Annotated in this window: 17 protein-coding genes; 11 read left to right on the top strand and 6 right to left on the bottom strand. The window is 74.0% G+C overall.

What is annotated here, in order from left to right:
* The first annotated feature begins 202 nt into the window (after window positions 1-202).
* Window positions 203-1,039 carry an arylamine N-acetyltransferase family protein gene (locus ACZ34W_RS34110; RefSeq protein ID WP_465609714.1) on the top strand — a complete coding sequence of 279 codons (837 nt, stop codon included), beginning with the start codon at window positions 203-205 and terminating at the stop codon, window positions 1,037-1,039.
* A gap of 150 nt (window positions 1,040-1,189) precedes the next feature.
* Here the strand turns inward: ACZ34W_RS34110 and ACZ34W_RS34105 are convergent, their stop codons facing one another.
* Entirely contained in the window at window positions 1,190-2,539 is a 1,350-nt protein-coding gene (locus tag ACZ34W_RS34105) for an LCP family protein (RefSeq protein WP_465609712.1), read from the bottom strand.
* A 285-nt stretch (window positions 2,540-2,824) separates the two neighbouring features.
* Here ACZ34W_RS34105 and ACZ34W_RS34100 point away from each other — a divergent pair, with 285 nt between their 5' ends.
* The 4 genes from ACZ34W_RS34100 (at window position 2,825) to ACZ34W_RS34085 (ending at window position 7,282) form a co-directional block, all read left to right on the top strand.
* A complete protein-coding gene (locus ACZ34W_RS34100) occupies window positions 2,825-2,911 on the top strand; it encodes a putative leader peptide (protein WP_352297720.1) in 87 nt (28 codons plus the stop codon).
* Between the two features lie 118 nt (window positions 2,912-3,029).
* Window positions 3,030-3,584, top strand: coding sequence for an NADPH-dependent FMN reductase (ssuE, locus tag ACZ34W_RS34095; protein ID WP_329487938.1), 555 nt, complete (start codon window positions 3,030-3,032; stop codon window positions 3,582-3,584).
* Between the two features lie 324 nt (window positions 3,585-3,908).
* Window positions 3,909-4,697 carry an ABC transporter ATP-binding protein gene (locus ACZ34W_RS34090; protein ID WP_396491807.1) on the top strand — a complete coding sequence of 263 codons (789 nt, stop codon included), beginning with the start codon at window positions 3,909-3,911 and terminating at the stop codon, window positions 4,695-4,697.
* Window positions 4,698-4,711: 14 nt separating this feature from the next.
* Window positions 4,712-7,282 (top strand): ABC transporter permease, encoded by a 2,571-nt coding sequence (locus ACZ34W_RS34085; RefSeq protein ID WP_465609709.1) that lies wholly within the window; start codon window positions 4,712-4,714, stop codon window positions 7,280-7,282.
* Between the two features lie 111 nt (window positions 7,283-7,393).
* Here ACZ34W_RS34085 and ACZ34W_RS34080 read toward each other — a convergent pair whose 3' ends face one another.
* Window positions 7,394-8,977 (bottom strand): LCP family protein, encoded by a 1,584-nt coding sequence (locus ACZ34W_RS34080; RefSeq protein WP_465609707.1) that lies wholly within the window; start codon window positions 8,975-8,977, stop codon window positions 7,394-7,396.
* A 164-nt stretch (window positions 8,978-9,141) separates the two neighbouring features.
* Here ACZ34W_RS34080 and ACZ34W_RS34075 point away from each other — a divergent pair, with 164 nt between their 5' ends.
* Both ACZ34W_RS34075 and ACZ34W_RS34070 read left to right on the top strand, forming a co-directional pair.
* A complete protein-coding gene (locus ACZ34W_RS34075) occupies window positions 9,142-10,182 on the top strand; it encodes a glycosyltransferase family 2 protein (protein WP_329487935.1) in 1,041 nt (346 codons plus the stop codon).
* 65 nt (window positions 10,183-10,247) lie between these two features.
* Complete coding sequence (locus ACZ34W_RS34070) at window positions 10,248-10,865, top strand: acyltransferase (RefSeq protein WP_329487934.1); 618 nt, start codon at window positions 10,248-10,250, stop codon at window positions 10,863-10,865.
* Window positions 10,866-10,868: 3 nt separating this feature from the next.
* Here the strand turns inward: ACZ34W_RS34070 and ACZ34W_RS34065 are convergent, their stop codons facing one another.
* From ACZ34W_RS34065 to ACZ34W_RS34055, 3 genes are all read right to left on the bottom strand, one after another.
* Window positions 10,869-12,527: an LCP family protein gene (locus ACZ34W_RS34065; RefSeq protein ID WP_465609704.1), complete on the bottom strand. Its 1,659-nt coding sequence runs from the start codon at window positions 12,525-12,527 to the stop codon at window positions 10,869-10,871.
* A 213-nt stretch (window positions 12,528-12,740) separates the two neighbouring features.
* Window positions 12,741-14,042, bottom strand: coding sequence for an LCP family protein (locus ACZ34W_RS34060; RefSeq protein ID WP_329487932.1), 1,302 nt, complete (start codon window positions 14,040-14,042; stop codon window positions 12,741-12,743).
* Between the two features lie 36 nt (window positions 14,043-14,078).
* Window positions 14,079-14,870 (bottom strand): TIGR03089 family protein, encoded by a 792-nt coding sequence (locus ACZ34W_RS34055; RefSeq protein WP_352289068.1) that lies wholly within the window; start codon window positions 14,868-14,870, stop codon window positions 14,079-14,081.
* A 104-nt stretch (window positions 14,871-14,974) separates the two neighbouring features.
* Here ACZ34W_RS34055 and ACZ34W_RS34050 point away from each other — a divergent pair, with 104 nt between their 5' ends.
* Window positions 14,975-16,111 carry a peptidoglycan recognition protein family protein gene (locus ACZ34W_RS34050; RefSeq protein WP_465609702.1) on the top strand — a complete coding sequence of 379 codons (1,137 nt, stop codon included), beginning with the start codon at window positions 14,975-14,977 and terminating at the stop codon, window positions 16,109-16,111.
* 17 nt (window positions 16,112-16,128) lie between these two features.
* Here the strand turns inward: ACZ34W_RS34050 and ACZ34W_RS34045 are convergent, their stop codons facing one another.
* Window positions 16,129-16,620 (bottom strand): SgcJ/EcaC family oxidoreductase, encoded by a 492-nt coding sequence (locus tag ACZ34W_RS34045; protein ID WP_329487929.1) that lies wholly within the window; start codon window positions 16,618-16,620, stop codon window positions 16,129-16,131.
* A 6-nt stretch (window positions 16,621-16,626) separates the two neighbouring features.
* Between ACZ34W_RS34045 and ACZ34W_RS34040 the strand changes: the two genes are divergently transcribed.
* Genes ACZ34W_RS34040 through ACZ34W_RS34030 form a run of 3 tightly spaced genes read left to right on the top strand, consistent with a single transcriptional unit; the run spans window position 16,627 to window position 18,201 of the window.
* The gene (locus ACZ34W_RS34040) at window positions 16,627-17,607 is read left to right on the top strand and encodes a DNA-3-methyladenine glycosylase family protein (RefSeq protein WP_442906798.1); all 981 of its coding nucleotides are present in this window, start codon (window positions 16,627-16,629) and stop codon (window positions 17,605-17,607) included.
* Window positions 17,608-17,662: 55 nt separating this feature from the next.
* Window positions 17,663-17,935, top strand: a complete 273-nt coding sequence (locus tag ACZ34W_RS34035) for a type II toxin-antitoxin system Phd/YefM family antitoxin (protein ID WP_465609699.1) — start codon at window positions 17,663-17,665, stop codon at window positions 17,933-17,935.
* On the top strand, window positions 17,932-18,201 hold the full coding sequence (locus ACZ34W_RS34030) for a type II toxin-antitoxin system RelE family toxin (RefSeq protein WP_465609697.1): 270 nt from the start codon (window positions 17,932-17,934) through the stop codon (window positions 18,199-18,201). The genes ACZ34W_RS34035 and ACZ34W_RS34030 overlap by 4 nt, the downstream gene beginning before the upstream one ends.
* Window positions 18,202-18,203: the final 2 nt, after the last annotated feature.

Genomic DNA, 18,203 nt, shown 5'->3' with positions numbered 1-18,203 from the left:
CCGCGCCCCCCCCCGTCGCAAACACCCCCCGCCGGGCCGGGCGGGTGGGGGCCCCGCCCCCCCCCCGGCGGGGGGCGCGGGGGGGGGCGGGGGGGGGCCCCCCCCCCCCCCCCCCCCCACGTCCCGGCCCGGTACGACCGGCCGCGCGACCTGAGCCCTACGTCCAACGACCGATGGCCCGGCTCCCCGCCGGCCCGCTGGAATGGACACCGTGGATCACCCCCCGGCCGTCGACGGCCTCACCGACACCCAGGTGGACGCCTACCTGGCGCGGATCGGCCTGCCGCGCCCCGGCCGGCCCTCGCCCGCCGCCCTCGCCGAGCTGCACCGCGCGCACCTGGGCACCGTGCCCTTCGAGAACCTGGCCATCGGGCTCGGGGAGCCCGTCGTCCTCGACCCCGGCGCGCTGTTCGCCAAGCTCGTCACCCGGCGCCGCGGCGGCTTCTGCTACGAACTCAACGGCCTGTTCGCCGAGCTGCTGCGGGCGCTCGGCTACCGGGTGGACCTGCTCGGCGCCCGGGCCTTCGACGGAGACCGGCCCGGCCCGCCGTTCGACCACCTCGCCCTGCGGGTCGACCTGGCCGAGCCCTGGCTGGCCGACGTCGGCTTCGGCCGGTTCAGCCACTTCCCGCTGCGCCTGGACGAGCGCGGCCCGCAGCGCGAACCCGGCGGCGAGTTCACCCTGGTCCCGCACGCCGACGACGAGCTCGACGTGCTGCTGGACGGCCGGCCGGAGTACCGGCTCGGCCTGCGCCCCCACCGGCTGGCCGACTTCGTGCCGACCTGCTGGTGGCAGACCACCTCGCCGGACTCCCACTTCACCCGCTCGTCGACCTGCTCGCGGCTCACCCGGGACGGCGGCCGGATCACCCTCGGCGGCGTCCGGCTGATCCGTACCGGCCCGGACGGCGTGCGCACCGAGGAGGACCTCGACGAGGCCGGCGCCCTGGCCGCCTACCGCGAGCACTTCGGCATCACCCTCGACCGCCTGCCGGTGCCCCCGGCGCCCGCCGCCCGACCTCGGCCGGAGGATACCTAGGCGGTGCGGCCGGCCGGGCGTCGGCCGGCCGGCCGCAAGGCGTCCTCCCGCAGCCCCAGGCGGTGACGGCGGCGGTGGATCAGCGCGGTGACGAGTGACATCCACTCATGGGGGCCGGCCCGTCGCAGCGCCTCACGGAGGCCGGCGGTGTCACTTCACGTCCGGTACGGCGGTGTCGTTCTTGAAGGCGTCGAAGACCTGCTTGGCCTTGGCGCTGTCCCACTTGACCGCCGACTCGCCGGTGTTGGTCCGGAAGTCCGGGTTGGCGATCGGGACGGTGATGCTCTTGCCGTCGCCGCCGTTGACGTCCTTCATGGCGAGGAAGAGCGAGCCGAGGTCGGTCAGGCCGGCGTCGTCGTCGACGATCAGGGTGCCGAGGCCGGAGTCCACCAGCGGGTAGAAGGTGAACGGGTTCAGCACGGTGGCGGGGGAGGCGGCCTGCTTGGCCAGCGCGCCGAGGAACTTCTGCTGGTTGCGCATCCGGCCGAGGTCCTGGTCGGCCATCTGGTGGCGCTGGCGCACGAAGGCGAGGGCCTGGGTGCCGGTCAGGCTCTGGCAGCCGGCCTTCAGGTCGAGGCCGGAGTCCTTGTCCTTGACGTCCTGGTCGATGCACATGTCGACACCGCCGACCGAGTCCACGATGCCCACGAAGCCGGCGAAGCCGATCTCGGCGTAGTGGTCGATGCGCAGGCCGGTGTTGAGCTCGACGGTCTGCGCGAGCAGCTTGCCGCCGCCCGACGCGAAGGCCGAATTGATCTTCGAGGTGGTCGCCTTGACCGGCTTCCCGTTGTCGCCGGTGTGCTCGGGGATCGGCACCCAGGAGTCGCGCGGGATACTCATCAGGGTGTTCCCGCCGTCCCCGATGTGCAGGATCATCATCGAGTCGCTGCGCTTGCCGCCGGCGTGGCCGGTGTGCAGGTCCTCCTCCTGGGAGTCGGAGAGCCCGTTGCGGCTGTCGGAGCCGACGATCAGCCAGTTGGTGCCCTTCCCGGCGGCGGGGCGGCCGGGGTAGTCGGCGAGCACGTTCTCGTGGTTCAGCTTGGAGTCGGCCCAGAACCAGGTCGAGACGGCGGTGACCATGACGGCGATCAGGACGCCGAACACCGACCACTTGACGATCCGGCGCCGCGGCCAGCGCGAGGGCCGGGCGGCGGGCGGCCGGGTACCGCCCGGGGTTATCGGCCCGCCGGGCGAGCCGGGGCCGCCGGGCGCCCCCTGGCCCTGCGCGGGCACGCCGGGACGGCCGCCCGGCTGCTCGTACGCCTGGGGCTGTCCGTACGACTGCGGCTGCCCGTAGCCCTGCGCGGACCCGTAGCCGGGTGCCTGGGCCGGCGGCTGCGCCTGGCCGTACTCCTGCGGCTGTCGCGGCGCCGGGGCCCCCGGGCCGCGGGGGTTCAGCCCAGCCGGCAGCGGCGGCTCGGCCGCGTTGCCACCGCCGCGTCCGTACGCGCCGCCGCCGTTGCCACCGCCGCCCGGGCGGCCCTCCTGCCACGTGTTCATGTGGGAGAGAATGCCCGACGCCGGGTGCGGTGACTCCCCCCGGGGCCCCCACCGGGGCCCTTGTAGCAGTTTTGATGCACGCGCCGGATCGTTCCGCCGCACGTTCCCGCGCGATGCGCGGGCGGGCTCACGGCGGGCTCACGGCCGCCCCACGGAGGGTGGCGGACGGCGCCGCGCCGGCTGCCGCCGCCGCCCCCGTCCGCCCGCCGCCCGTCTCACCATCCGTCTCACCCTGTGTTCACCAGCCGGAACGATCCTTGACCGGTTCGAACAGCGCGTGTTTGCATGACTGCCATGGATCAGCGATGGACCCTCACGCGTCGGCGGCACGTCGACCTTCAGCGTGTGTCCTGTTCGCTCTGTCGTGGCTGACGCGCGCCCGTCGAACCCTCTCCTCCCCGCACACCCCTCTCCAGCGTTTCCCGCCGCCCGCGTGGCGTGCTCTCCGCTGTCGTAGCGCCGTCCCCGCTTCCTGCCCCGAGGTGAACCCATGGCCACCGTCCTGTCCGTTTCCGGCTCGCCGTCCGCGACCTCCCGCACCACCCGCCTGCTGCGCCACGTCGACGCGCAGCTCGAAGCCCGAGGTCACCGGGTCGTCCCGTTCGAGGTGCGCAGTCTGCCCGCGCACGCCCTGCTCTCGGCGGACTTCTCCCATCCCGAGATAGTCGCCGCGCTGGAGCTCTTCGCCCGGGCGGACGGCGTGGTGATCGGCACGCCGGTCTACAAGGCGGCCTACTCGGGTCTGCTGAAGACCCTGCTCGACGTGCTGCCGCAGTACGCGCTGACCGGCAAGGCCGTCCTGCCGCTGGCCACCGGCGGCTCCACCGCGCACGTGCTGGCCGTCGACTACGCGCTGCGTCCGGTGCTCAGCTCGATGGGCGCCGGCCACATCACCCAGGGCTGGTTCGTGCTCGACCGTCACATCACCGTTCGGGAGGACGGCGCGACCGTGATCGAGCGCGAGACGGACGTGCTGCTCACGCCCGTGGTGGAGGCCTTCGCGACGGCGCTGGAGCGGCTCGCCACTCCGGCCTTCGCCGGCTGACGGGGCCTGCGGCACGGTCCCGTACGGGCCGACCCCGAGAAGGGTGGCGGCGACCCCTAGGGGGAGGGGCGCCGCGCCCCGTACAACTACGGTTGGGCCGCTTCATACCGGCGGATGACGAGCGGTTCGCTCGCCGCTCCTAACGTGGATCACATCCCCGCTCGTGCGGATCAGGACCGAGGTTCCGGTGAACCGGAGGGTCCTGGACACACCGGGTGGGTGGGGCTGACTACCGGTCAAGAACTCTCTCCTGCACCATTTCGCGGGCAGGTGGGAGCGACGAGGCTGGAGTCAACGGGTGGGCCCACTTCTGAGGAGAATCCAGTGACGACGGCAGCAGCAGCCGTGTACAACCCCCAGCTTCCCGGCGGCGCCGCCGCCGTCGCCGCCTCGGCCCGTCAGGTGACCAAGGCCTACGGCACGGCCGAGACCAGGGTCACCGCACTGAACGCGGTGGACGTCGACATCCAGCGCGGCCGCTTCACCGCGATCATGGGCCCCTCGGGCTCCGGCAAGTCGACCCTGATGCACTGCCTGGCCGGCCTGGACACCGTCACCGACGGCCGGATCTGGATCGGCGACACCGAGATCACCGGCCTGAAGGACAAGCAGCTCACCAGGTTGCGCCGGGACAAGATCGGCTTCATCTTCCAGGCGTTCAACCTCCTCCCCACGCTGAACGCGCTGGAGAACATCACGCTCCCGATGGACATCGCCGGCCGCAAGCCGGACACCGCCTGGCTGGACCAGGTCGTCGAGACCGTCGGCCTGGCCGGCCGCCTCAAGCACCGCCCGGCGCAGCTCTCCGGCGGCCAGCAGCAGCGCGTCGCGGTAGCCCGGGCCCTGGCCGCCCGCCCCGAGATCATCTTCGGCGACGAGCCCACCGGGAACCTCGACTCCCGGGCCGGCGCCGAGGTGCTGACCTTCCTGCGGCGCTCGGTGGACGAACTGGGCCAGACCATCGTCATGGTCACCCACGACCCGGTGGCCGCCGGCTACGCGGACCGCGTGCTCTTCCTCGCGGACGGCGTCATCGTCGACGAGATGCACGCCCCCACCGCCGACTCCGTCCTCGAACGCATGCGCCGTTTCGACGGCAAGCGCACGAGCTGAGCGGGGACCGGGACATGCTGCTCAAGACCTCACTGAGAACCTTCCTCGCCCACAAGGGGCGGATGGTGCTCTCGCTGCTCGCGATCGTCCTCTCGGTCGCGTTCGTGTCCGGCACGCTGGTGTTCTCCAACACCGCCACCAGCACCTTCGACCGGCTCTTCGCCTCGACCGCCTCCGACATCTCCGTCCAGCCCGCCAAGGCCGGGATCGACGGCGACGACGACGCCCCCGGCGGCAAGGTGGCGACCCTCCCGGTCGACACCGTGCAGCGGATCGCCGCCACCCCGGGGGTGCGGACCGCGGTCGGGCAGGTGTTCACCCAGGACGCCGTCCTGGTCGACCCGGCCACCAACAAGGCGATCGGCCCGACCAGCGGCGCGCCCACCCTGACGGGCAACTGGACGGAGACGCCGCGCAATTCGGTGGAGATCACCTCGGGGCACACCCCCCAGGGCGCCGACCAGGTCGTGCTGGACGCGGACACCGCCAAGAAGGCCGGCCTCGGCCTCGGCGGCAAGCTGCGGGTCATCGCCGGCAGCGGCAAGCACGACTTCACCATCGCCGGCATCGCGACCTTCAAGACCACCAACCCGGGCGCGGCGCTCGCCTTCCTGGACACCGCGACCGCCCAGCAGGTGCTGCTCGGCACCACCGCGTACACCTCGGTCGAGGCCTTCGGCGACGGCACCCGCACCGACGAGCAGCTGAAGGCGGACGCCCTCGGCGCGCTCGGCGGCGGCTACCAGGTGAAGACCGCGGCGGAGCAGAAGGCGGAGAACAACAAGGACGTCGGCTCCTTCCTCGGCTTCATGAAGAACGCGATGCTCGGCTTCGCGCTGATCTCCGCCCTGGTCGGCGGCTTCCTGATCATCAACACCTTCTCCATGCTGGTCGCCCAGCGCACCCGGGAGATCGGGCTGCTGCGCGCCATCGGCGGCAGCCGCAAGCAGGTGAACCGCTCGGTGCTGATCGAGGCGCTGATCCTCGCGGTGCTCGGTTCGACCATCGGCCTCGGCGCCGGCCTGGGCCTGGCGGCCGGTCTGATCCAGCTGATGAAGGCCATCGGCATGAACCTCAGCGCCGCGGACCTCCAGATCACCGCGGACGTGCCGATCGCCGGTTACGCCCTCGGCATCGTGGTCACGCTGGTCGCGGCCTGGTTCCCGGCCCGCCGGGCCGCCCGGATCGCCCCGATGGCGGCCCTGCGCGACCACGGCACTCCGGCCGAGGGCCGCTCCAACCTCGTGCGCACGGTGATCGGCCTGGTGCTGACCGCCGGCGGTGGCGGCCTGCTCGTCCTGGCCGCCAAGGCCGAGAAGGCGGCCACCGGCGGGCAGTACCTGGGCCTGGGCGTGCTGCTCACCCTGATCGGCTTCGTCGTCCTCGGTCCGCTGCTGGCCACCAGCGTGGTCCGGGTGCTCGGCGCGCTGCTGCCGGCCCTGTTCGGCCCGTCCGGCAAGCTCGCCCAGCGCAACGCGATGCGCAACCCGCGTCGGACGGGCGCCACCGCCGGCGCCCTGATGATCGGCCTCGCGCTCGTCATCGGTGCCTCGGTCTTCACCTCCTCGGTGATCAAGTCCACCAACGAGCAGATCGACAAGTCGGTCGGCGCGGACTACATCATCTCCGCCGGCCGCACCGGTCTCACCCCCGAGATGGTGAAGGCGGCCGAGAACACGCCGGGCATCGAGCACATCACCCGTCAGCAGTTCGTACCGGCGCTCTTCACCACCCCGGACGGCAAGACGGCCAAGGAGGGCGTGTCCGCGGTCTCGCCGAGCTTCACCGCCGACTTCAAGCTCCCGGTCAAGTCCGGCAGCGCGGACGCGCTCGGCCAGGGCGCGATCGTGGTCGGGGAGACCTTCGCCGCGGACCACGGTCTCAAGGTCGGCGACCGGATCGGCATCGACTACGGCAAGGGCCGCGCCCAGACCCTGCCGGTCGGCGTGATCCTGACCAAGGGCAACTCGCTCTTCGACGGCAACTACTTCATCGGCCTGGACACCCTCGGCAAGGCCGTCCCGGTCGCCGACCAGGGCAATGACGCGGTCGTCTTCGGCAAGGCCCGGCCCGGTTCGGACGTCGCCGGGACGCTCACCGCGCTGGAGTCCTCCTTCAAGGAGTACCCGCAGGTCACCGTGCGGGACCAGGCCGGCTACAAGGACCTCGTCCAGGAGCAGGTCAACGCCCTGCTCTACATCATCTACGGCATGCTCGGCCTCGCGATCGTGGTCGCGGTGCTCGGCGTCGTCAACACCCTGGCGCTCTCGGTGGTGGAGCGGACCCGGGAGATCGGCCTGCTGCGGGCGATCGGGCTCTCCCGGCGTCAGCTGCGCCGGATGATCCGGCTGGAGTCCGTGGTGATCGCCCTGTTCGGCGCGATCCTCGGGACCGGTCTCGGCCTGGCCTGGGGCATCACCGGTCAGCGGGTCCTCAAGGACCAGGGGCTGGAGACGCTGGCCGTCCCGACCGGCACGATCGTGGTCACGCTGGTCGCCTCGGTGGTCATCGGCCTGGTCGCGGCTCTCGTACCGGCCTTCCGGGCCGGTCGGATGAACGTCCTCGCGGCCATCGCGACGGACTGACCCCCGGATCGGGGGATCGGGGGAGGGCAGGGGCCGGGTGCGTCACAGCACCCGGCCCCTGCCGGCGTTCCCGGCGCCGCGGCCCGGCAGCAGAGACCCGGGCCTGCGGGCCTACGGGCAGACGATGTCGGACGCCTTCTCGGCCGCCACGGTGGCCGACGGGGTCGCGGCGGGCGCCGGGGGCGGCGGCAGCGGTGCGACGGTGGCCGCGGCCGGGCTCGCGCCCGGGGCGGCCGGGTAGTCCCCGCCCGCGTACACCTGGAGGGTGGGCCCGAGGCCGGGGACGGCGGTCGACTCGGCGCCCGGGAGCGCGGCGGCGAGCGTCCGGGCGGACTCGGTCCAGCGCGGGTCGTAGCGGACCACCGTCCGGCCGGGCGCCGTCCCCGCCGGGGCGTTCGACGGCGCGCCGGTGGTGGCGAAGCCCGCCCGCCGCAGGTCGCCGTCGACCCGGGCGCCCAGACCGGGCACCCCGGCCGCGTTGAACACCTGGACGTGCACCTGCTCGGGGGGCACCGCGGACGGGGCGACCGGGGTCGCCGCGGCGCTCGGCGCGGTGGTCGCGGCGCCGGGGGAGGCGGCCGCACCGGGGGAGACTGCCCCGCCCGGTTCGGGCTCGCCGGCCGGTGCGGAGCCCGGTGCGGAGCCCGGGGCCGCGCCCGCCGCGCCCGCCGCGGCGTTCAGCGGCCGCCCGGCCCGCACGGCGTCGAACAGGGCCTTCGCCCCCGCCTGGTCCCAGAGCACGGTCGAGCCCCAGCCGGCCACCTGGTGGTCCAGCTTCGCCAGCGGCACGGTCGCGAAGTCCGCGCGCCCCGCCGAGAGCTCCCTCAGCCTGGACGCCAGGGTGATCAGGTCGTCGGTGCTGAGGTCCTTGTCCGCCTTCACCGAGCCGAGCAGGCTGTCCGTCAGCCGGGCCAGCCGGACGGGGTTGAACAGCGTGCCGCTGTCGGTCACCTGGTGCAGCAGCTGGGCGACGAACTTCTGCTGGCGGTGCATCCGGCCGAGGTCGGCGCTGCCGTCCACGTGCCGGGCGCGGACGTACCTGAGCGCCCCGGCGCCGTCCAGGGTGCTGGTGCCGGCCGGCAGGTCGAGGCCGGAGTAGTCGTCCTTGAGCGGCTTGCTGGTGCAGACCCGCACGCCGCCGACGGCGTCCACGGCGGAGACGAACCCGGCGAAGTTCACCTGGAGGTAGTGGTCGATCCGCAGTCCGGTGTTCTGCTCCACGGTGGCGACGGTGAGCTGCGGCCCGCCCATCCCGAACGCCGCGTTGACCTTCCCCTTGCCGGCCGGGACGTCCTTGCGGGTGACCTGGTCCCGGTGGGCGGGGATGTCCACGTAGGAGTCCCGGGGGATGCTGATCACGCTGGCCCGGGAGCCGTCCCCGGCGACCTGGACGATCATCATGGTGTCGGTGCAGTGGCAGGACTCGCCCCCGGCGTGCAGCACCTCCTTGAGCGTCTTCTCGGGGATGCCCTCCCGCTCGTCGGTGCCGACCAGGAGGAAGGTGGTGGAACCGTCGTCGGCGGGCCGGGCCGCGTCGCCGCTGAAGGCGTCCACCCGGTCGATCGAGCCGAGGCCGTGCAGGACCGCCCAGCCGCCGCCGGAGGTGGTGAGGACGCCGAAGGCGATGCCGGCGGCCAGTCGGCGGGGCCAGGCACGGCGCCGTCCGGGCAGGGCGGAACAGGGGGAAACGGGCATCTCTCGGATGGTAGGGGCGGCCCGCTCCGGGGCGGGTGAGGGCGCGCCGGGGGCGGGGAGTACGGTGGGCCCGAGCGGCGAATCGTTCCTTCGGCGCCGGGGGTGTCACGTCGCCCAGACCGGGACAAGACGGAGACCGGTCCGCACCGGTACGGTTGGCCCCGATGAACACCAAGGCTGCTGAGGAGCTGCCGGCGGTCTCCGTGATCATGCCGGTGCTCAACGAGGAACGACACCTGCGCACGGCCGTCCGGCACATCCTGGAACAGGACTACGCCGGGCCGATGGAGGTGGTGATCGCCCTCGGTCCGTCCTCCGACCGGACCGCGCAGATCGCCGCCGAGCTGACCGCCGAGGACGCGCGGGTCAGGACGGTGGAGAACCCCACCGGCCGCACCCCCGCCGGGCTGAACGCCGCGATCCGCGGCTCCAGCCATCCGATAGTGGTCCGCGTCGACGGGCACGGCCTGCTGACCCCCGGCTACATCACCACGGCGGTCCGGCTGCTCGGCGAGATGGAGGCCGCCAACGTCGGCGGCATCATGCACGCCGAGGGCGAGACCGAGTGGGAGAACGCCGTCGCCGCCGCGATGACCTCCAAGATCGGGGTCGGCAACGCGGCCTTCCACACCGGCGGCCTGGCCGGCCCGGCGGACACCGTCTACCTCGGGGTGTTCCGGCGCGAGGTGCTGGAGCGGCTCGGCGGGTACAACGAGGAGTTCGTCCGCGCCCAGGACTGGGAGCTCAACTACCGCATCCGGCAGGCGGGCGGGCTGGTCTGGTTCACCCCGCAGCTGCGCGTCACCTACCGTCCCCGGCCCACCGTGCGGGCGCTGGCCAAGCAGTACAAGGACTACGGCCGCTGGCGCCGGGTCGTCACCCGCTACCACAAGGGCTCGGTCAACTTCCGCTACCTCGCCCCGCCGGCGGCCTTCCTCGGCGTGACCCTCGGGCTGGTGCTCGGCGCGGCCGTCCACCCGGCCTTCCTCGCGGTGCCCGGCGCCTATCTGCTCGGCATCGTCGGCGGTGCGCTGGTCGAGGGCCGCGGCCTCTCGGCGAAGGCCAAGGCGCTGCTCCCGGTGGCCTTCGCGACCATGCACCTCAGCTGGGGCTTCGGCTTCCTCACCTCGCCGCGTTCGCTGGCCCGCCGGGTGATCGCCAGCCGGTCCCCGGCGACCGCCGACGTGGTCGCCGAGGCCCGCTGACCCGATCCGGCCAATCCCCCCGACCCGCTCTCACCGCCCCCGCCCCGACGCTATCGTCGGGCGCCATGGGGACAGTTGAGGGCGGGTCCGTCGTCGGTGCCCGGGTCGAGGCGACCGCGGACGTGGACGGCCGGGCGGTGCTCGGCGCCGGGACGACCGTCTGGCACCTGGCCCAGGTGCGCGAGGACGCGGTGATCGGCGCCGACTGCGTCATCGGGCGCGGCGCCTACGTCGGCCCGGGCGTGCGGATCGGGGACCGGGTCAAGCTGCAGAACCACGCGCTGGTGTACGAGCCCGCGGTGGTCGAGGACGGCGTGTTCATCGGCCCGGCGGCCGTGCTCACCAACGACCTCTACCCGCGCTCCGTCGACGTCGACGGCCGGCTCAAGCGCGGCGACGACTGGCACGCCCGCGGGGTGACCCTCCGGGAGGGCTGTTCGATCGGCGGCCGCGCGGTGCTGGTCGCGGGGGTGACGGTCGGCCGCTGGGCGCTGGTCGCGGCCGGCGCCGTGGTGCACCGGGACGTCCCGGACTTCGCCCTGGTGGCCGGTGTCCCGGCCCGCCGGATCAAGTGGGTCGGCCGGGCCGGCGAGCCGCTGGAGCCGGACGGCGGGGACGGCTGGCGCTGCCCGCGCACCGGTGAGCGCTACCGCGAGACGGACGGCCTGCTCGCCCCGCGCTGAGGCTCACTTGGCGCAGACGTCGGTGTCGTCCGCCTGGACGCGCTGGAGGTCCTTGGGCGCCTCGGTCGGCGCGACGGACGGGACGGCGTTCGCGGCGGCCAGGACGTCCTTGCCGAGGACCACGGCCAGCCCGTCCCTGCTGCCGGCCTTCGGGTCCTCCCGGACCGCGTCGGCCGGCAGTCCGAGGGAGGCGGCCAGCGCGGCCGCCTCGGCAGCCTTGCCGGCCGGGTAGGACACCGAACTGCTGGGCGTGGCCGTCGCGTTGGGGGCGGTGGCGGCCTTGGCGAAGCCCTGGGCCCGGAGCTTGTCGACGGCCTGCTGGGCCTGCCCGGGCGTCCCGCTGCCGTTGTGCACCGCCACCCGGACGTCCTTGGGGTCCACCGCGGCGGCGGTGGCCGTCGGCGAGGGCGCGGCCGCCGTCGGCGCGGCGGCGGCCTCGGTGGCGCCGGCCCCGGGCGCGGCGGCGTTCCCGGTCAGCGAGCGGTCCTGGGCGACCAGCGAGAACACCTGCCCGGCGTCCGGCTGCTTGAGCACCAGCCGGTCCTTGTCCTTCGGGTCGTCCAGCACCGGCGCGGTGGTGAAGGTGATGTTCTTGGTGTCGACCTTGCTGATGTCCAGCGCCAGGTCCTTCAGCTTGTCGACGCTGCCGATCCCGTCGTCCACGGTGAGCGCCTTGGTGGCGGCGTCGGCGAGCTTCCACAGCTTGGTCGGGCTGGTCAGGGTGTCACTGCTCTTGATCGAGCGGATCATCGAGCTGATGAACTGCTGCTGCAGCGGGATCCGGGTGAGGTCGCCGCCGAAGCCGACGGCGTGCCGGGTGCGGACGAAGGCCAGCGCCTCGTCGCCCTGGACGACGTGCCGGCCCTTGCTCATCCGCAGGTGCGAGTCCGCGTCGTTGATGTCCTTGGCCGCGCACACCTCGACCCCGCCGACGGCGGTGGAGAGCGTCTTCACGGCGTCGAAGTTGACCATCACGAAGTGGTCGACCCGGATTCCCGTCGCCTTCTCCACGGTCTTCCAGGTGCAGCCCGGATCGCGGCCCTCCTGGCCGAGGCTCTCGTTGAACATGGCCCGCGCGGAACCGGGGATCTTCTTGCCGCCGGTGTTCTCGCAGTCGGGGATCGGCACCATCAGATCGCGCGGAATGCTGATCACGGTGGCGTTGCTGCGGTCCTTGGCGACGTGGAACAGCAGGGTGGTGTCCGCGTGTCCGGTGCTGCCCTCGTCGCCGTACTCCCGGCCCAGGCCCTCGCGGCTGTCGGTGCCGATGACCAGGATGTTGAGCGCGTCGCCGGCCGCCTTGGGCCGCTCCGCCTCGCTGCCCAGCTGCACCTTGACGGCGGTGATGTTGCTGTTGAAGTGCTGGTACGCGTAGTAGGCCCCGCCGCAGCCGGCCACCAGGACCAGCGCGCCGACGCCGGCGGTCCACTTCAGCACCCGCCGGCGCGGGCGCTCGGCGGCGGCCTGGCGGCGGCGGGCGGCCCGGCCGCCGGTGTGCGCGGCCCCGGGGGCGGCCTCGGCGGCGGTGCCGGGCGTCCGGCGGCGCTGGACCGGGATGCCCGCGGCCTGCTCGGACCGGGCCTGCTCGGACCGGTACGGCGCGCCGTGGGCCGGCGGCATCCGCGGGTCGGCGGGGTCGGTCTCCTGGCTGTCCTGCTGCACGGGGTTCCCTCCCTCCGACCGGTCCTCGGGTGGCGCACGGGCTGCGCGCCGACCCGGACACACTAGACGAGTCGAGTACGGGAATTGTTCCTGGTGTGATCTCCGCCATGTTCGGGAACCGCAATTCACCAGGCACATCGTGTTCCGGTGAATTTCCCGGAAAGCCATTCCGGGGCATGATCTGTACACAAAAGGGTGACCCTGGCCAGGCGGTCAATGGGTCGCGCAGCCGTCCATGTCCGCGGTGCGTCCCTCGAACGAGGGCGCCGTGGTCGCGGTGGGTGACGCACCGGCGGCCCGGTCCGATCCGGCCGCCGCCGTCGCGGCCCCCGAGGGCCCCGGGCTCGCGCCCGCCACCGCCGACGGGTCGGGGGAGCCCGGCGGGCGGACGGTGATCGAGCGGTCGTCGCGCAGCGCCGTGAACAGCTGGGTGGTCAGCGGCTGCACGAACTCGTCCCGGTCCGAGTCGAAGCGGTACGGGCGGCGCGGCGCGGTCAGGAAGACCGCGTCGGCGGACGGGATGCCGCGCAGGTCCTGGGTCAGGTCGTAGAGCGCGCCGAGCGAGGAGAGGCCGCCGTCGGCCCGGACCGAGGAGGTCGCCGCGTCGAGCACCGGCCAGAGCCGGGCCGGGTTCAGCAGCACCCCCTGCGACTGGACCTTGCGGATCAGGGCGGCCAGGAACTGCTGCTGACGGCCCATCCGCTGGGTGTCGCTGCCGTCGCCGAGGGTCTCCCGGGCGCGGACGTAGCCGAGCGCCTGTTCGCCGCGCAGGGTCTGCCGCCCGGCCGGGAGGTCCAGCTTGGCGTCCTTGTCGTGGATCGCCTGCGGGACGCACACCTCGACGCCGTCCACGGCGTCCACCATCGTCTTGAAGCCGTGGAAGTCGAGGATCACGTAGTGGTCCATCCGGATGCCGCTCAGCTGTTCGACGGCCCGGATCGAGCAGGCCGGGCCGCCGGTCTCGAAGGCCGAGTTGAACTGCGCCAGCACCTGCCTGCTGCGGGTGCCGTCCGGCTTCTCGCAGACCGGCACGGTGACCATGACGTCGCGCGGGATGGAGACGGCGGTCGCGTGCTTCCGGTCCGCCGCCAGGTGCAGCAGGATCGTGGTGTCCGAGCGCTGGCCGCCGGCCTCGCCGTACGTGGCATTGGCACCGGTGCGGTCGTCACTGCCGATCAGCAGGATGTTCTCGGCGCCCTTGGCCCCCGCGGTGCGGCTGGGCCGTTCGGCCTCCAGCCGGGCCAGCAGCTGGTCGGTGGCGGAGTCGGTCCGGATGTTGCCGTCCAGCTTGCGGTAGGCGATCCAGAGCACGGTGCCGCAGGCGACCAGCAGGAGGGCGAGGACGCCGGCGGTGATCATCAGCCACCGCCGGCGCCTGCGCCGGGGCCTGGTCGGGGAGTCCGGGGCCGCGGGCTCCGGGTCGGGGGAGTCCCGGTCCGGGGAGCCCGCGGTCGCGCGGGCGTCCCCGGTCGGGGGGTTCTCGGTCGGGGGGTGCTCGGTGTCGTCCTCGGCCATGGCAGGGATGCCTACCCGCCGGGCCGGAGCCGGGGGTTAGCCGAGGCGCAGTGTCACCCGTTCGGACTCGGTCCGCTTCTCCCACTGCTCGGCGCTCAGGCCCTCCGAGTTGCGGCAGAGCACCACCGAGGCGCCGGCCGCCAGCGGTGCCAGCAGACCGGCCTCCAGGCCCGCCCAGTCCTGGTAGGAGAGGGTGGAGAGCACCCGGTCGCCGGCCGTGATGCCGAGCCGGGCCGCGCCCTCCCGGGCCAGCTGGACGGTCTGGTCGCCGGTCAGCTTCAGCGGCAGGCCGTCGATGCCGGTCTCCAGCGCGGGCGCGTCCGGGGTGACGGGGGAGTAGGGCGCGAAGCGGTCGCCCTGGCCGGGCACCTCGGCGGCGTAGTCGAGGAAGCCGTCCGGGCGCTGGGGGAACCGGCCGCCCAGCGGACGCAGGGCGAGGGCCACCCGTTCGCCCTCGCAGGCCTGGGCGGCCTCCAGGCCGTCCGGTCCGCTGACCACCAGGTCGGCGTCGGCCGGGTCGCCGGCCGGCACCGCCGTCACACCGACCGACCAGCAGGCGAGCAGCCAGACGGCGCTCTGCCAGTGGGCGGGCAGCAGGAGGGCGGCGCGGTCACCCGGACCGGCGTTCAGCTCGTCCTGGAGCAGGTTGGCGGTCTTGGCCACCCAGTTGTCGAAGGTCCGGGCGGAGAGCTCCACCCGTTCGCCGGTGGCGTCGTCGTAGAAGGTGACCAGCGGAGCCGCGGGGTCGACTGAGGGAGTGCCACCTCGCAGGAATGCGTGCAGCAGCTCGACAGGGGTCCGGGCATCGGCAGCGAAAGGCGCAGTCATGGTGCGCCCCAGCCTACGGCCTTCGGGTGGGCGACCGGGAGGGGTGGCGGACCCTGCGCAAGGTGGCATGGCGGGTGCGGTGTTTTGCCCTGAACATCCCTTTTATGGGTATCTCTTTGCCGGCCGCCGCACTCGCCGGCTGCACCGCCGTCCTGCTCCTCCAGCCCGTTCCGGCCGCGGCCGCCGCCGATCCCGCCCAGCAGCGCCGCACCTCGGCCGGCGGCGGCTCGGTCACCTCGCTGCCGTTGGGCGCCGACCGCGCCCTGGCGCCGCGCGCCACCCGCCCCTTCGAGCTGCTCGGCGTCGGCTGGAACGGCCCCGCCCGCTCGCTCGACGGCGGCTCCGTCCGGGTCCGCACCAGGGACGCCGCCACCCACGTCTGGGGCGACTGGCAGGTGCTGGAGGCGGACGGCGAGGACGGGCCGGACGCCCCGGGCGGCGGAGCGACGGCGCCGCTCTGGACCGGTCCGAGCGACGGCGTGGCGGTCCAGGTCACCGCCGGCCCCCGCGGCCTGCCGGACGGCCTGCGGCTCGACCTGGTCGACCCCGGGCAGGGCGCCGCCGGGGCCGCCGGCCGGACGCTGCCCGCCGAACCGCCGGACGGGCGCCGGGCCGCCCGGCCCGCCGTCGTCACCCGGGCCGGTTGGGGCGCCGACGAGTCCCTCCGGGACCCGCAGGTCGAGTACACCGGCCCGGTCCGGGTGGTCTTCGTCCACCACACCGCGACCGCCACCGAGTACGACTGCGCCGACGCGCCCCGGATGATCAGGGCGATCTACCAGTACCACGTGCGGAGCAACGGCTGGCGGGACATCGGCTACAACTTCCTGGTCGACCGCTGCGGCACCCTCTACGAGGGCCGGGCCGGCGGCGCCGAGCTCGCGGTGCACGGCGCGCACACCCTGGGCTTCAACACCGACTCGGCGGGCGTCGCGGTGCTCGGTACCTTCGTCACCGACACCCCGCCGCCGGCCGTACCGGACGGGATCGCCCGGCTCGCCGCCTGGAAGCTCGGGCTGGCCGGCCAGGACGCCGGCGGCCGCACCCAGCTGGTCTCCGGCGCCGACGGCACCCGCTACCCCAAGGGCACCACCGCGACCTTCGACACCGTCTCCGGCCACCGCGACGCGGTCGCCACCGAGTGCCCCGGCGCCACCCTCTACCCGCTGCTCCCCGCCGTCCGCACCCAGGCGGCCGCGCTGCAGAGCGCCGCCCGCCCGGCGGCCCCCTGGGCCCGCTGAACCCGCGAGCCCGGGGCCTACACCGGGCCGGGGCCCCGGGGCACCAGCGCCCGCAGCTCGGCGGTCAGCGCCCGCGCGACGTCCGGCCGCAGGTCGTACCGGGCCGGAGTGTTCTGCAGCAGCGCGATCCGCCAGCCCGCGCCCGCGTTGACGGCGATCACCGTCTGCAGGGCGTTCAGGCCGGGATCGAGGTCCTCGGCGTCGTCCGGCACCAGACCGGCGACGGCGTCCAGCTCGGCCACCCCCGGGCCGAGCGCCCGGATCCGCCGCACCTTGGCGACGTACTCGGGGGTGGCGTGGTCCGCGAAGATCCGCCCCAGTTCGGCGGCGATCACCGACCGCCCCGCGTACCTCGTTCCGTCGAATCCGACCATCTCCCCGTCCTCGGCGAACGGGCCGGCGCACGCCGCGCCGTCCCGCAGGTTCCACCCGTCCAGGGTCCGGTGGTACAGCGCCCGCACCGCGCCCTCGTCGGCGTGGGACAGCTCCGGCAGCCGCGTATCGTTCATATCCCCATGGTCGGCGAAGGCGGTGGAGCCGGACAGCGGAGGAGGCGCGGGGCGGTGTCGGACGAGGCGGCGACCGGTGCGCGGGTGCGCCTCTGGCGCCCGGGCTTCCCGCTGGACGTGGCCCGCACCCTGCTGCCGCTGCGGCGCGGCCCGGCCGACCCGGCCTACCGGACCACCGGTGACGGCGCGGTCTGGCGGGCCTCCCGCACCCCGGCCGGCATCGGCACGCTGCGGGTACTGGCCAGGCCGGCCGACGGCGAGGTCGAGGCGCGGGCCTGGGGCCCGGGGGCGGCGTGGCTGCTGGACCGGCTGCCCGTGCTGCTCGGCGCCGAGGACGACCCGGCCGCCCTGGTGCTGCCGCCCGGCCCGCTGCGGGAGGCCCAGCGGCGGGCGGCCGGCGTGCGGCTCACCCGGACCGGGCTGGTGCTGGAGTCGCTGGTGCCCGCGATCCTGGAGCAGAAGGTGACCACCGACGAGGCGTACCGGGCCTGGCGGACGCTGCTGCGCGACTTCGGCACCCCGGCGCCCGGCCCGGCCGAGGGCATGCGGGTGGCGCCGTCGGCCCGTGAGTGGGCGCTCGTCCCCAGCTGGGAGTGGCACCGCGCGGGGGTGGACCCGAAGCGCTCCGCCACCGTGGTGCGCGCCGTCCGGCTGGCCGCCCGGCTGGAGGAGGCCTCGGCGATGGACCACGCCGAGGCGTTCGCCCGGCTGACCTCCGTGCCCGGCATCGGGATCTGGACGGCCGCCGAGACCCTGCAGCGCAGCAACGGCGACCCGGACGCCGTCTCGGTCGGCGACTACCACCTCCCCAACCTGGTCGGCTGGGCCCTGGCCGGCCGCCCCCGCAGCGACGACACCCAGATGCTGGCCCTGCTGGAGCCCTACCGCCCGCACCGCCACCGCCTCTGCCGCCTGCTGCTGAGCACCGGCACCCACGCCCCGCGGTACGGCCCCCGGCTGACCCCCAACGACCACCGGCGGCGGTGAACTCCGGCGCCGAAACGACGCCTTCGGTGTACACGTTCAGGTGTACGCTCGATGCATGGCCGATTCGCTGAGCATCCGTGAAGCCCGGGCGCACCTCGCCGACGTCGTGACCAAGGCCGAGGCCGGAGAGATCACGGTCATCACCCGCAAAGGGGAGCGGGTCGGCGCGGTGGTCCCGATCGAGATCCTCGACGCGATAGAGGAAGCGGCGGACGAACTGGCGGCCAGAGAGGCCGAACAGCACCGGCACGATCCGACCGTCAGCATGGCCGGGTTGCTGGCCGACCTCTTCGACTCGCCGCCCGGCTCTGCCGGGAGCGCCGCGTGAAGTACGCCTTTCGGTTCACCACCCACGCCCAGCGCCAGTTGCGGGCGATCGGGCAGGTGGCGGCGTTGAGGATCCTCACCGCCCTCACGGAGCTCGGCGACGACCCGTTCGCCGACGGTCCGAGCGTGAAGAAGCTGCCGGGCCATGACGGGCTCTACCGGCTGCGGGTCGGCGACTACCGCGTGGTCTACGAAGTCCGGGGCGACGTGATGGTCATCCTCGTGGTCAATGTCGGCAACCGCCGTGACGTGTACCGCCGGTACTGACC

The organism is Kitasatospora sp. NPDC022856, from assembly GCF_055561235.1.
The sequence above is the reverse complement of the archived record's forward strand: the minus strand, read 5'-3'. Positions and strand labels throughout refer to the sequence as shown.

Excerpts from the sequence above, each read along its gene's own strand:
- ACZ34W_RS34110 (WP_465609714.1), top strand. The coding sequence starts at position 203 with ATGGACACCGTGGATCACCCCCCGGCCGTCGACGGCCTCACCGACACC.
- ACZ34W_RS34105 (WP_465609712.1), bottom strand. The coding sequence starts at position 2,539 with ATGAACACGTGGCAGGAGGGCCGCCCGGGCGGCGGTGGCAACGGCGGC.
- ACZ34W_RS34100 (WP_352297720.1), top strand. The coding sequence starts at position 2,825 with ATGACTGCCATGGATCAGCGATGGACCCTCACGCGTCGGCGGCACGTC.
- ssuE (WP_329487938.1), top strand. The coding sequence starts at position 3,030 with ATGGCCACCGTCCTGTCCGTTTCCGGCTCGCCGTCCGCGACCTCCCGC.
- ACZ34W_RS34085 (WP_465609709.1), top strand. The coding sequence starts at position 4,712 with ATGCTGCTCAAGACCTCACTGAGAACCTTCCTCGCCCACAAGGGGCGG.
- ACZ34W_RS34080 (WP_465609707.1), bottom strand. The coding sequence starts at position 8,977 with ATGCCCGTTTCCCCCTGTTCCGCCCTGCCCGGACGGCGCCGTGCCTGG.
- ACZ34W_RS34075 (WP_329487935.1), top strand. The coding sequence starts at position 9,142 with ATGAACACCAAGGCTGCTGAGGAGCTGCCGGCGGTCTCCGTGATCATG.
- ACZ34W_RS34070 (WP_329487934.1), top strand. The coding sequence starts at position 10,248 with ATGGGGACAGTTGAGGGCGGGTCCGTCGTCGGTGCCCGGGTCGAGGCG.
- ACZ34W_RS34060 (WP_329487932.1), bottom strand. The coding sequence starts at position 14,042 with ATGGCCGAGGACGACACCGAGCACCCCCCGACCGAGAACCCCCCGACC.
- ACZ34W_RS34055 (WP_352289068.1), bottom strand. The coding sequence starts at position 14,870 with ATGACTGCGCCTTTCGCTGCCGATGCCCGGACCCCTGTCGAGCTGCTG.
- ACZ34W_RS34050 (WP_465609702.1), top strand. The coding sequence starts at position 14,975 with ATGGGTATCTCTTTGCCGGCCGCCGCACTCGCCGGCTGCACCGCCGTC.
- ACZ34W_RS34045 (WP_329487929.1), bottom strand. The coding sequence starts at position 16,620 with ATGAACGATACGCGGCTGCCGGAGCTGTCCCACGCCGACGAGGGCGCG.
- ACZ34W_RS34040 (WP_442906798.1), top strand. The coding sequence starts at position 16,627 with ATGGTCGGCGAAGGCGGTGGAGCCGGACAGCGGAGGAGGCGCGGGGCG.
- ACZ34W_RS34035 (WP_465609699.1), top strand. The coding sequence starts at position 17,663 with ATGGCCGATTCGCTGAGCATCCGTGAAGCCCGGGCGCACCTCGCCGAC.